The sequence below is a fragment of the Thiosocius teredinicola genome (assembly GCF_002009425.1).
In the GTDB taxonomy this organism is placed as follows: Bacteria; Pseudomonadota; Gammaproteobacteria; order Chromatiales; family Chromatiaceae; genus Thiosocius; species Thiosocius teredinicola.
Map to the genome: position 1 here is coordinate 4,563,984 of NZ_CP019936.1, position 12,502 is coordinate 4,576,485.

Consider the following 12,502-nt stretch of genomic DNA (forward strand, 5'->3'; position numbering starts at 1 on the left):
CGTTTATTGCATGGGCGAACCGCGCGACGGCGCAACCTCGAACCAAGGTGACAGCCGCCGCTTTCGCCTGAGCGATAAGCAAGCCACTGTCAGCCAGAGATCGCAGGGATTCGAAGACAACGACGCCACGTCTCACGGATTTTCCGCAAGCGCGCTTGTTAAGAACGCATCAACCACCGGCAAGCCGACCGGGGCTATTCAGCTAAGGCAGCAATGCAGGCTGGGTATCGTAGAAGCGGGCAAACAGCCGCGTCGCGAGCGGACGCGGCCGGGATTCAAGTGGCCGAGATCAGCAGCTGTGGCCGCCGGCAGTACCGACGAACTCACCGTTGCAGCCACGCATCACATCATCGGCGGTATCGGAAGCATCGGGGCCATCGCTGAACAGGTCGTAGCCTTGCGGATTGACACTGTTGTTCGACACCGCACCGCTGCTATCGGTGCGCGTTGCCGGACGCTGGTAACGGTAGATGCGCCCCCACGGATCGAGCCAGGCCTGCGCACCGGCCGGTGGAGTACCCGGGTCACCCAACACGACGATGCTGTCACGCAGATACACGCCGCGCACCGCCGTGTTGTTCGCATCGAGCGAACCCAACTGGCCATCATCCGCCAAGTCGTTGAGGATCAGTTCGGTCTGGCGGATATCTTTGATCGCCGTGCCGATACGGCCCTCGAGTATGTATCCCTGGTAGGCCGGAATCGCCAGCGCCGCAATAATGGCGAGAATCGCGACTGCCAGCATCACCTCGATCAGTGTGAAGCCCGCGTGCTGCCCGGAAGTATGCCCCTTGTGGAAAACCATCTTATCGTCGTTCTCGCATGAATAATTTTGTCGATAATAGCGTAACCTGATCGCGCAACCCTGTCTTTCCTTCCCTAAGCCACGGTCGTACATCACACTATCGCCTGCCAAGGCACCGGCTTCTCAGCCCATGCCGACGCTGGTGACATTATTTTCTTTTTCCAGCAGGTCCTTGCGCAATCGCCGTTCGATGTCGTCGGCCGCAAGCCCCTTGTCGAACAGGAAGCCCTGCAGATAGGGCACCCCGGCATCACGCAGATAATGCGCCTGCGCTTCGGTTTCAATCCCCTCGGCAACCAGCTTGAAACCGGATGACTGCGCGAGGCTGACCACCGCGGCGACGATCGCTTCGTCGGCCGCGCTGTCCGGCAGATCCTTGACGAACAGGCGGTCGATCTTCACCCCGTCGATCGGCAACATCTTGAGGTACTTCAGCGACGCGTAGCCGGTCCCGAAGTCGTCGATCATGATGCGCACGCCGAGGCTGCGAATCCGTTTCAAACGTTCGACGGCCTCTTCGAATTGGCCGATCAACGCCGTCTCCGTGACCTCGAGGGTGAGTGCCTGCGGCCGTAGCCCGGACTCATCCAGCGCGTGCTGTACCTGGCCGACGAATTCATCGCTCGACAACTGGATACTCGACACATTGACCGCCACGCTTTCGATCGCGTAGCAGGCATCGATCCATGCCTGCATCTGACGACACACGGTGTGTAACGCCCAGTTGCCCATATCGGCGATCAGGCCACTGTCTTCGGCAACATCGATGAAGCCGCCGGGGAAGACCAGACCCACGCCCGGTCGCTCCCAGCGCATCAACGCCTCGGCGCTGCGCACCCGGCGAGTGCGTGCGTCCATCACCGGCTGATAGTGCAGCACCAGCTCGTTGTTCGGCACGGCGCCTTTCAGTGCCTGTTCAAGGTCCATGCGTCCGACCAGGCTGTCACGCATCCCGCTGGAGAAAAACAGCATGCTGCCACGGCGTGAGCTCTTGGCGGCATACGCTGCGGCATTGAGGCTCTGCAGCATCGACTCGAAGCTGCCGCCATCGTAAGGATAAACCGCGGCGCCCATGGTCGCGGTCATACGCACATCCCGCAGGCCGAGCCCGAAAGGCTTGTCGAGCTCGCTGTTGATCTGGTCGGCAATCGCGTTGAGCTCGGACACCACTTCGCGGCTATCGGCATGCGGCAGCATGGCAACGAACTCGTCTCCGGCGAATCGACTGAGAACCAGTTCGGGCGGCAACACACTACGCAGCCGATCACCGATCAAGGCCAGCAAGCGATCACCGACGCCATGTCCCAACGAATCGTTAACCTGTTTGAAACGATCGAGATCGATCAACAGCATGCCGATCACGCTGCCGTTGCCGCTGGAATCCGCCACCGCGCCATTGAACAGGTCACGCATGCGCGCGCGGTTGGGTAGCTTGCTCAGCCAATCGTGGTTGGCCTGGAAAAACAGGCGTCGCTCGAGCACCAGGTTGTCGAGCGCAATGCCGAGCACATCGACGATTCGGTTGGTCGCCTCTTCGTCGCCGGGCTGCACATTGCGCAGCACGATCTCGGCGGCGACGTGTTCGTTGCCGAGCATCGGGAACTGCCGCACATCGTCCGACGACTGCATGCCAAGGTGCTGCAGATAGGGGCACGCCTGCACCATCTCACCGGCATCACCCGATCGCACATTGGCAACCAGCTCCTGCCCCTGGGTCAGCGCCAGCTCGTGCACATCCGCCGGAGAAAACGGCAGGCACCATAAGATGCCCGCGCCCGACCAGCGCTCATGACACAGCAAGGCAACGCGCCCCGGGCCGATCAAGGCATCGATCGTCTGCTGACCGGCGCGCATTGCGCCTTCGATCGACTGTGCGCTCTGCAACGCGCGATCGAAGGCGGCCAAGGCCTGCATCTCGTCGAACTGCTGACCTATCTGCGCCGCCATGTCGTTGAAGGCATCGCCCAGTCGCTCGAACTCGTCGCCTGAGTCCAGGCTGACGCGATGGCGGAAGTTGCCCTCCGCGAGCCTGTCGGTAGCGGCGCTTAGCGACTTCAGCGGTTTGAGGTTGCTGCGGATCAACCGTCGCCCCATACCCAGCGCCAGCAGTACGCCGATTGCCCCGATGCCGGCAAACACGCGGTCGAAGTTCGCGATCGACGACAGTGCCATCGAGCGCGGGATACCCACCAGCACGGTCCAGCGTTCGAACTGGTAATGCGGCTTGAGAAACAAGGTCCATGCGGCAGTGAGGAAGGTTTCGCCGTCGGCGTCGCTGATCGCCGCCGGGCGCCGCCGCTCACTGACGTGATCGCGACTGTTTTCGACCCAACCGGCGATGTCCGGTGCGTTGCAGAACACCGGGCTGGCGTCGTTATCAAGGATGCAGACGTAATCGGGGCGCGCGGCGATGCCGCTGGTATCCCAGAGATAGGTGGTGTCCAACTCGGCACCGAACCACCGCGCATCCTGCTGCCCACCCACCTGCGGCAGCAACATGAACAACCGCCGGTTTGCCGGTTCTCCCAAGGTGATCAGCAACGGCTTGTCGTCGCTGAACCTGCCCACCTGGCGCAGCAGGGTGGACCGCTCGCGATCGCTGAGATGCACGTTGCCGGAGAGCTTTTCGTCGTGCGAGATGTGCAGCAGACCGTGGGTTCGCTCTTGAAGATCCAGACCGTGCAGCATGCCGCGGTAGTTGCTGGTGGCATCGACGTGGCGCGATAGGATCAGCAACTCGTCATTGACGAACTTGAGCCGGTCGAACACCGCCATGCCGAGGTCTTTGGCCAGGTAGTGCGCATCGTCCAGGGCACGCTCCTGCAGTTTGTCGGCGACCAGGTAATAGGCGACCGCAGCCAGCAGTATCAACGGAATGGCGGCTGCGCCGACGAACGCGGTATCGAAGCGGCGGGCGACACTGGATTTCCATTGGGTCAGGGCTTTCATGACGACCCCGCCGATCAGTGATCGGCGGCCACCCCGATGAAGTCACCGTCGTTCGCGCGCACGATGTCGTCGCGTGCATTCTTCCCGGTGAACTGCGCGGTGGTCACGCCGTCCGGCCCCATGCTGTACAGGTCGTAGTCCGAGTTGACCGGGTTGGCCGACTTGTCGCGCCGACGCGAACCGTTGATGCCCGGTGCCGGGTTGTTGCGCAACCACAGATATTGATAAGGATTGCCCCAGGGATCGCGCATGTTGATCCCGACCGCCGCGAGGGTCGCCGGCGGATCGTTGTCGAGAAAGCGATCGTTCAGAATCAGCTCGATCTGGCGGATATCCTTGATCGCGGTAGCGATGCGACCTTCGGCGATATAGCCGTTGTAGTAAGGGATCGCGATCGCCGCCAGGATCGACAGAATGGCGACACCTATCATCACCTCGATCAACGTAAAACCGCCCGATCGCTGGCGGACAGCGAACGCGCGGGAAAGCTGGAATTTGGAATCTTGCGGCATGCCACCGTATCGACCGGGCTTGAGCACGCCTTTAATTAGATGTGGCTGAAACAGCACTGCGCGCCGCGATTGGGGAATCTCGCGGCGCCCCTGACGAAATCGCTTCCTAAAATGCGGCTTTAAGGGCGGACTAAAACAGCGAGGCAGACAGTTCGTTGACCGCGACCAACATGTCGCGATCATCGGTCAGTGCCTGGGCGATCGAGGCGCGACAGGCGACCACCGGATCGACGCCGCTGACGATCAGCTTGGCGGCATGTACCAGTAGCCGGGTCGAGGCCCCCTCGTCCAGCCCCTGTCCTTTGAGATTGCGCGTCATGTGCGCAAACTTGACCAGCCGGGCGGCCTGTCCGGCATCGATGCCTGCCTCACGCTCAACGATCTGTTGTTCCAACGCGACGGCGGGATAATCGAACTCGAGCGCAACGAAACGTTGCCGCGTCGATTGCTTGAGATCCTTGAGCACCGATTGATAGCCGGGGTTATACGACATCGCCAGGCAGAAACCGTCGGCTGCCTCGACCAACTCGCCGAGCTTTTCCATCGGCAGCACCCGCCGGTCGTCGGCCAGCGGATGGATCACCACCGTCGTGTCCTTGCGCGCCTCGACGACCTCGTCGAGATAGCAGATCGCGCCGGTGCGCACGGCACGCGCCAACGGCCCGTCGACCCAGGTGGTTTCGTTGTTCTTGACCAGGAAGCGACCGACCAGATCGGACGCGGTCAGATCGTCGTGGCACGACACGGTGACCAGCGGCCGCTTGAGTCGCCACGCCATGTGCTCCATGAAACGGGTCTTGCCGCAACCGGTCGGACCCTTAAGCAGAACCGGCAGGTGGTTGGCATAGGCCGCCTCGAACACCGCGATTTCGTCGCCGACCGGCTGATAGTACGGCTCTTCGGTGATGAAGTTCTCTTCGGGTTTGAGGATCTTGGCGACGTCGGTCACAACGGTTTCCCTAGGTTAGGCAGCGATGTAGCGGAGGCTGCGCAAGGCTAACCAGCGATGCACGGCGAGGCAACCGCACGGCATGGCGGGTTGCCGGCGAACGGGGCCATAACCGACTGTTTTGCTGCGTTTTATTGCCCACACCTTAGATATATACGCTTCATCTATTAGTGCATCGGAAAATTCGATTGTTGGCGCATAGCGATGGGCTGCCAACGGGAGTATCGTTGGCGGTCGCTGAAATCGCCCCCTTTGCGCGCAACCGCGCGGGGCTGAGACAGAGAGAATTCCGGGCCCGTGAGCCCACTGCCGATCGCGCCATATTGCCGAGGTCGGACGAAAAAAGATTCATCACTATCCGCGACGGAGGACTATCCATGACGGAAGTCGTAGCTACCAACGAGACCATCCTGGTCGTCGGTGGCGGCATCAGTGGCATGACTGCCGCACTCGAGGCCGCCGAGACCGGGAAAAAGGTCGTGCTGGTTGAACAACGCCCCTACCTCGGCGGCCGCGTCAGCCAGTTGTACAAGTACTTCCCCAAGCTGTGCCACCCCACCTGCGGGCTGGAGATCAACCAGCGTCGGGCCAAGATGAACCCCAACCTGACCATCCTGACGATGGCCGAAGTGACCAACATCGAGGGTGAAGCCGGCAACTACACGGCGACGGTCAAGCTGTCTCCGCGCTACGTCAACGACAACTGCACCGGCTGCGGCGACTGCGCCAGAGCCGTCGAGGCCGAGTTCGACGACGAGTACAACTACGGCATGTCGAAGCGCAAGGGCGCTTACCTGCCGCACGTGATGGCGCACCCGATGCAGTACGTGCTCGACCCGCGCATCGTCGGCACCGACGACGGCCAGAAGGCCAAGGATGCCTGCAAGTACAACGCGATCGACCTCGACATGCAGGAATCGGAGATCAAGTTCCCGGCGGGCGCCGTGATCTGGGCAACCGGCTGGAAGCCGTACGATGCAGCCAAGATCCAGCCGTATGGCTACGACCGCTTCGATAACGTCATCACCAACGTCGAATTCGAACGCATGGCCGACCCGAAGGGCCCGACCGGCGGCAAGATCGTGCGCAAGGACGGCAAAGAGGCGAAAAACGTCGCCTTCATCCAATGCGCCGGCTCGCGTGACCGCAACCACTTGTACCACTGCTCGCGCATCTGCTGCATGGCATCGCTGAAGCAGACCCACTATGTGGTCGACGCCTACGAAGACGCCAAGGTCACGATCTATTACATCGACATCCGTGCGATCGATCGCTTCGAAGACTTCTACGCGACGGTCCAGGCGATGGACAACGTCACCTTCACCAAGTCGAAGGTCGCCAACATCATCACCGATAAAGACGGCAATCCGATCTGCCGCGGCGTCGACACCGAAGGCTACAACCGCTACGAAAACACGCATGACCTGGTCGTGTTGGCGACCGGCATGGAGCCGTCCGTGGCGCAGGGCGACTTCCCGGTCGACATCGTGATCAACCGCGAGGGCTTCATCGAGCCCGATGCCGCCAACGGCGGTGTATTCGCAGCCGGTTCGGCATCCGACGCGCTGGATGTAAACCGGGCAGTACAGCATGCAACCGGTGCCGCGCTGAAGGCGATTCAGGTGGTCAACCGCGTAGCAGGAGCGGAGGCATAAGACATGGCAGACGATAAGAAATTTGCAGGCTTTGTCTGCACCGGCTGCGGCATCGGCGATCGCCTGGATGCCGGCCAACTGGAAATGACCGCGACCCGCGACGGCAAGATGCAGTCGTGCGTGCAGCACGAGATGCTGTGCAACAAGGAAGGCGTGCAGCTGATCCGCGACACGATCGATAACGATGGTGCCACCCACATCATGATCGCGGCCTGTTCGCGCCGCGCCAAGGTCGAGGCCTTCAGCTTCCCGGATGTCGCCATGTCGCGCGCCAACCTGCGCGAAGGCGTGATCTGGTCGCGTCCGGACACCGACGAGGCGCGTGAGACCACGCAGGAGATGGCGGACGACTACATCCGCATGGCCTGCGCCGAGGTCAAGTTCATGACCAAGCCGACCCCGTCGGGCGAGCAGGAACTGAACAAGAACATCCTGGTGGTCGGTGGCGGCGTCACCGGCATGACCGCGGCACTTGAAACCGCGGCTGCAGGCTTCAAGGTGCACCTGGTCGAAAAGACCGGCGCGCTGGGCGGTTGGGCCGCCAAGTGGCACAAGCGCATCCCCTATCGCGCAGCCGCTGCCGGCGTGTCCAACGGCACCAACGTCGACCTGCCTCTGCCGATCGACAACAACGTCGGCGAGATGATCGCCGCAGTTGAGGCAAGCGACAAGATCACCGTGCACCTCAATAGCACGGTCACCAAGACCTCGGGCGCACCGGGCCGCTTCTCGGCCGACATCACCACCGAGTCCGGATCGACCGCGACCGAGAACTTCGGCGCCATCGTACAGGCCTCGGGCTGGAAGGCGTTCGATCCCTCCGCTCTTGCCTATCTCGGTTCGAGCAACGCCGATGTCGTGACCAATGTCGAGCTCGAAGCCCTGGCGAACGAAGCCGGCGACGGCCCGATCAAGCGTCCGTCGGACGGCAAAGAGGTCAAGTCGGTGGTGTTCGTACAGAACGCGGGCCAGGCATCGAAAGAGGAAGGCCACCTGCCCTATCACTCGGGCATCGGCGACCTCATCTCGATCAAGCAGGCGCTGTACTTCAAAGACCAGAACGGCAAAGACTGCGACACCACCATCCTGTTCGACAACCTGCGCACCCCGGGTGCCGCCGGCGAGGATTTCTACCGCTCCGGTCAGCAGCAGATGGTGATCTTCTCGAAAGGCAAGGTCAGCGAAGTGACCAGCTCCGGTAGCGGTGCGACGGTGAACTTCAAGGACCTGATCCTCAACGAAGACGTCAAGCTCGACGCCGACCTGGTGGTGCTCGACCTGGGCATGGTGCCGAACTCCGGCCCGAACCCGTACGCGGTGACCGACGCACTCGAGCAGTTACCGTACGAAGAACGCGACAAGAAGCTGGCAGAGGTCGAGAAGCAGGTCGCCGAGGCCTCGGTGTCGATCGAATCGATCCTCAACCTGGATTATCGACAGGGCACCGACCTGCCGCACCTGGTCAACGGCTTTACCGATTCGCACTTCATCTGCTTCCCGTACGAGACGCGCCGCAGCGGTATCTACGCCGCCGGTCCGGTGCGTCGACCGATGGACATCAAGCAGGCGCAGGACGACGCCACCGGCGCCGCGATGAAAGCGATCCAGGCTGCCGTCAATGCCGGCCAAGGCTCTGCCGCGCATCCGCGCGTCGGCGACCTGTCGTATCCCAAGTTCCGCAAAGAGGGTTGCACCCAGTGCAAACGCTGCACCGTGGAATGCCCGTTCGGCGCGATCAACGAGGATGAGCAGCGCTATCCGATGTTCAACGAGTCGCGCTGCCGGCGTTGCGGCACCTGCATGGGTGCCTGTCCGGTACGCGTTATCTCGTTTGAGAACTACTCGATCGACAGCGTCGGCCAGCAGATCAAGAACGTCGACATTCCCGACGAGTTTGATGAAAAGCCGCGCATCCTGGTGCTGGCGTGCGAGAACGACGCCTACCCGGCACTCGATCAGGCCGCGATGAGCGGTCAGGAGATCAGTGCCTGGGCACGCGTGATTCCCGTCCGTTGCCTGGGTTCGGTCTCGCTGTCTTGGATCACCGACTCGATGAACAGCGGCTACGACGGCATCGTCATGATGGGTTGCCAGCGTGGCAAGGATTATCAGTGTCACTTCGTACGCGGCTCGACCATGGCGGCCGAGCGCATGATGAAGGTCGGTGACACCCTGCAGACGCTGAACCTCGAACCCGAGCGTGTTGTCGTACACGAAGTGGCCATCACCGACATCGAGCGCGCCCCGCGCCTGATCAAGGAGATGGAAGAGGTCATCGAGAAGGTGGGCATGAGCCCCTTCAAGTTCTAAGCGAGGTTCGATATGAGCGATATGAATACAGCAATGGTCGAAAAGTATCGCAACAGCTTCCTCAAGGAAGTTGAAGCGAACGTCGAAGAAGGCGAATGGGTGAAGATGTGCATGCAGTGCGGCGTGTGCTCGGGCTCCTGCCCGCTCGGCCCGCACTGGGCGCATCCGCCGCAAGAGATCTTCATGATGATCCGTGCCGGCAAACGTGAAGAGGTCTTGGCATCAGACTCGATGTGGATGTGCACCAGCTGCTACAACTGCATCGTGCGCTGTCCGCGCGAACTGCCGATCACCCACATCATGCACGGCCTGGCCACCTATGCGAAAAAGCTGGGCCTGGTACCTAAGGGTCAGGCGACGGCGGAGTTCTCGCAGATCTTCTGGAACAACATGATGAAGAAGGGCCGCGTCAACGAGCTCAAGCTCGGCCTGTCGCTGTACTTCAAAGACGGTTTCGGTCAGGGCATCAAGAACGCCATGGCCAACCAGAAGCTGGGCATGAACATGATGAAGGCCAAGCGCATGAGCGCTGCGGAATTCTTCGGCGGCCACGGCATCAAGGATGTCTCAGGCCTGCAGAAGATGATCAAGAAGGCCGAAGAAATCGAAGCCGCCAAGCTCGAAGCCAACAAGTAAGGGGGCATCTACATGGCTAAACACGAATACTCCTACTACCCCGGCTGCTCCTCGCAGAATGGCGCGTCGTCTTCGAACCTGAAGCGTTCCATCGACACCATGTGTGAAGTGCTGGACGTCAAACTCAACGAGATTCCGGATTGGAACTGCTGCTCGGCCTCGATTGGCTACGGTGGTGGATCGGTGCTGCCGCGCATGACCCTGTCGGCGCGCAACATCGCGCTGTCGGAACAAGCACACCCCGATCAGGACATCGTTGCCACCTGCGCCGCCTGCTGGTTGGCCACCAAGGAAGCCTCGGAGCGTTTCGCGCACGACGAGAATTTCTTCAAGGAAGCCAACACCGCACTGGCAGAAGCCAATCTGAAGATGACTAACAAAAAGCCGATCCGTCACATGGCGGAGGTGCTGATCGAGGACATCGGCTACGAGCAACTGCAGTCGGGCGTGAAGAAATCGCTGGAGGGCATCAAGATCGCCGGTTATGTCGGCTGTCAGACCAACCGCCCGTTCGGCATCGACGGCGAGTCGTTCGAGAACCCGATGTATCTCGACAAGATGGTCGACGCCCTGGGTGGCGAATCGATCAAGACCTACGAGAAGAAGGTGCAATGCTGCGGCGGCGCACTGGCTTTCTCTGAGCCCGACAAGTCGCAGGAAATGATCAAAGGCATCATCGAGGCCGCCTACGACAACGGCGCCGACATGATCGTCACGCCCTGCCCGCTTTGTCAGGCCAACGTCGAGATCTACCAGGACGACATCAACGCCAAGTTCAACACCAAGTTCAACATGCCGGTGGTGTACTACAGCCAGCTGATCAGCGTGGCCTATGGCAAGAATGCGTCCGATGCGGCGCTCGACGGCCAGATCATCAAGGCGAAGAAGCTCGAAGATCTCGCCGCGAAATAGACGTAACCTCAGTTTGCGTCAAGAAACCCCGCCAGCTCGGCGGGGTTTTTTTATGCGCCGAAGCGACGATCAACGATCGTGCGTCGACTGAACGACACCAGCCAGTTCCCGCTCGACCTCTTCGTCGACGTGTACATCTTCGGTGTAGACCACCCCGGCGTTCGGATCGTTGTACACGGCAATGTCCATCTTGCCCTCGCTCTTGGCAACGATCGTCGACACGACCGCATCGCCGGAAACGTTGACCGCGGTACGGATCATGTCGAGCAGTCGGTCGACACCCAGTATCAGGCCGATACCCTCGATTGGCAGGCCGACCTGGGCAAACACCATCGACAGCATGATCAGACCGACACCCGGCACACCAGCAGTACCGATAGACGCCAGCACCGACATCATGATGACCGTCAGGTAGCCGCTCATGCCGAGCTCGACACCGTAGATATTGGCGATGAACACGGTCGCCACGCCCTGCATGATGGCCGTCCCGTCCATGTTGATCGTCGCGCCGAAAGGTACGGTGAACGAGGCTACCGAGTTGTTCACACCCATACGCTCGGTAACGGTTCGCAGTGTGACCGGAATGGTCGCATTCGAGCTGGAGGTACTGAATGCAAATACCTGCGTATTGCGGATCTTGTTGAGGAACATTGCCGGGCTCAAGCCGGAAAACAGCTTCAACACCGCCTGCAGTGTCACGAACAGATGGAACAGCAGCACGCCGATCAGAACCGCCACGTAACCGATCAGTTGCAACAACAGGTCCATACCCAGATCGGCCATCGCCTTGGCAATCAGGCAGAACACCGCGTAAGGCGCCAGCACCATGATCAGACCAACCATCTTCATCATGACCTCGTTCATGATCTCGATGAACTCGATCGCCTGCGCCGCCTTCTTGCCGACCATCAGCAGGCTGACACCGAACAGGATGGCGAAAAAGATGATCGACAACATCTCGCCTTCCGACATCGCGTTGATCGGGTTACTCGGAATGATGTTGATCAGAGTGTCGGTCAGCGGCGGTGCTTCCTTGCCCGTGAATTCAGCGGCCGTGGTCGCATTCATGCCCTGGCCGATGCCGATACTGCCCGCAATCGCCAATGCAGATGCGATCGCTATCGCCGTGGTGAGCATGTAGAGGACAAACGCCTTGCCGCCGATTCGGCCGAGCAGTCGCACGTCGCCGATACCGCATACCCCGGTCACCAGGGAAAACAGGACCAGCGGCACCACCATCATCTTCAGCGCGTTAACGAACATCTTGCCGGCGACATAGAACACCCCGTCGACGACGAACTCGTTGATGAACGACCCTGGCGAGTTGAATCCAAGCAGGTTTATGGCAAGGCCGACAACGATCCCCAGGACCATGCCGACGAGGACCTTCATTGTGAGACTCATAGCTTCTCCTCCGAGTGATACGGGACGGACGTCATCGGCTGGTTTTGACGCACCGCACCAGCGCAGTGCGCAAAACCGCTCGAACCGAGCCTTTGCAAAACGCCGGCACTAACTCGGCGCGTTTTTGTCACGGATCCGTAATATGTCCGCAGGTACGGACAGTGCTAGCGGAAATCGCGTGCCTCCCCTGGGATCGGAGCATCACCGGCGCAGATGCTCGTTGCGATAAGACCGCCCGCCAATCCCATCCGGCGCCTCAGCCGACGCCGGTGTACGGATCCTGGCCGCCTAAGGACACGGATCGATACACGGCCGGAACGCCTTCGCCGGCCCGCTCAGATACTGCGCCGTTCTGCCGGAAAGTGGCAAA

Annotated in this window: 9 protein-coding genes; 4 read left to right on the top strand and 5 right to left on the bottom strand. The window is 60.8% G+C overall.

Annotated elements, in window-relative coordinates:
* Window positions 1-289 precede the first annotated feature (289 nt).
* From B1781_RS21580 to B1781_RS21595, 4 genes are all read right to left on the bottom strand, one after another.
* Entirely contained in the window at window positions 290-805 is a 516-nt protein-coding gene (locus B1781_RS21580) for a prepilin-type N-terminal cleavage/methylation domain-containing protein (RefSeq protein WP_078121664.1), read from the bottom strand.
* Between the two features lie 123 nt (window positions 806-928).
* Window positions 929-3,754, bottom strand: a complete 2,826-nt coding sequence (locus B1781_RS21585; RefSeq protein WP_078121665.1) for a putative bifunctional diguanylate cyclase/phosphodiesterase — start codon at window positions 3,752-3,754, stop codon at window positions 929-931.
* A 14-nt stretch (window positions 3,755-3,768) separates the two neighbouring features.
* Complete coding sequence (locus B1781_RS21590; protein ID WP_078121666.1) at window positions 3,769-4,266, bottom strand: prepilin-type N-terminal cleavage/methylation domain-containing protein; 498 nt, start codon at window positions 4,264-4,266, stop codon at window positions 3,769-3,771.
* Window positions 4,267-4,396: 130 nt separating this feature from the next.
* Window positions 4,397-5,215 (bottom strand): CbbQ/NirQ/NorQ/GpvN family protein, encoded by an 819-nt coding sequence (locus tag B1781_RS21595; RefSeq protein WP_078121667.1) that lies wholly within the window; start codon window positions 5,213-5,215, stop codon window positions 4,397-4,399.
* Between the two features lie 377 nt (window positions 5,216-5,592).
* Between B1781_RS21595 and B1781_RS21600 the strand changes: the two genes are divergently transcribed.
* Genes B1781_RS21600 through B1781_RS21615 form a run of 4 tightly spaced genes read left to right on the top strand, consistent with a single transcriptional unit; the run spans window position 5,593 to window position 10,728 of the window.
* Entirely contained in the window at window positions 5,593-6,870 is a 1,278-nt protein-coding gene (locus B1781_RS21600; protein ID WP_078121668.1) for a CoB--CoM heterodisulfide reductase iron-sulfur subunit A family protein, read from the top strand.
* A 3-nt stretch (window positions 6,871-6,873) separates the two neighbouring features.
* A complete protein-coding gene (locus B1781_RS21605; protein ID WP_078121669.1) occupies window positions 6,874-9,180 on the top strand; it encodes a hydrogenase iron-sulfur subunit in 2,307 nt (768 codons plus the stop codon).
* A 12-nt stretch (window positions 9,181-9,192) separates the two neighbouring features.
* The gene (locus B1781_RS21610; protein WP_078121670.1) at window positions 9,193-9,816 is read left to right on the top strand and encodes a 4Fe-4S dicluster domain-containing protein; all 624 of its coding nucleotides are present in this window, start codon (window positions 9,193-9,195) and stop codon (window positions 9,814-9,816) included.
* 12 nt (window positions 9,817-9,828) lie between these two features.
* Window positions 9,829-10,728, top strand: coding sequence for a CoB--CoM heterodisulfide reductase iron-sulfur subunit B family protein (locus B1781_RS21615; RefSeq protein WP_078121671.1), 900 nt, complete (start codon window positions 9,829-9,831; stop codon window positions 10,726-10,728).
* A 69-nt stretch (window positions 10,729-10,797) separates the two neighbouring features.
* On the opposite strand, the gene B1781_RS21620 is transcribed toward B1781_RS21615, so the two are convergent.
* Window positions 10,798-12,132, bottom strand: coding sequence for a dicarboxylate/amino acid:cation symporter (locus B1781_RS21620; protein WP_078121672.1), 1,335 nt, complete (start codon window positions 12,130-12,132; stop codon window positions 10,798-10,800).
* Window positions 12,133-12,502: the final 370 nt, after the last annotated feature.

Bases quoted from the DNA above. Each gene is read 5' to 3' on its own strand.
- B1781_RS21580 (WP_078121664.1), bottom strand. From the start codon at position 805: ATGGTTTTCCACAAGGGGCATACTTCCGGGCAGCACGCGGGCTTCACA.
- B1781_RS21585 (WP_078121665.1), bottom strand. From the start codon at position 3,754: ATGAAAGCCCTGACCCAATGGAAATCCAGTGTCGCCCGCCGCTTCGAT.
- B1781_RS21590 (WP_078121666.1), bottom strand. From the start codon at position 4,266: ATGCCGCAAGATTCCAAATTCCAGCTTTCCCGCGCGTTCGCTGTCCGC.
- B1781_RS21600 (WP_078121668.1), top strand. From the start codon at position 5,593: ATGACGGAAGTCGTAGCTACCAACGAGACCATCCTGGTCGTCGGTGGC.
- B1781_RS21605 (WP_078121669.1), top strand. From the start codon at position 6,874: ATGGCAGACGATAAGAAATTTGCAGGCTTTGTCTGCACCGGCTGCGGC.
- B1781_RS21610 (WP_078121670.1), top strand. From the start codon at position 9,193: ATGAGCGATATGAATACAGCAATGGTCGAAAAGTATCGCAACAGCTTC.
- B1781_RS21615 (WP_078121671.1), top strand. From the start codon at position 9,829: ATGGCTAAACACGAATACTCCTACTACCCCGGCTGCTCCTCGCAGAAT.
- B1781_RS21620 (WP_078121672.1), bottom strand. From the start codon at position 12,132: ATGAGTCTCACAATGAAGGTCCTCGTCGGCATGGTCCTGGGGATCGTT.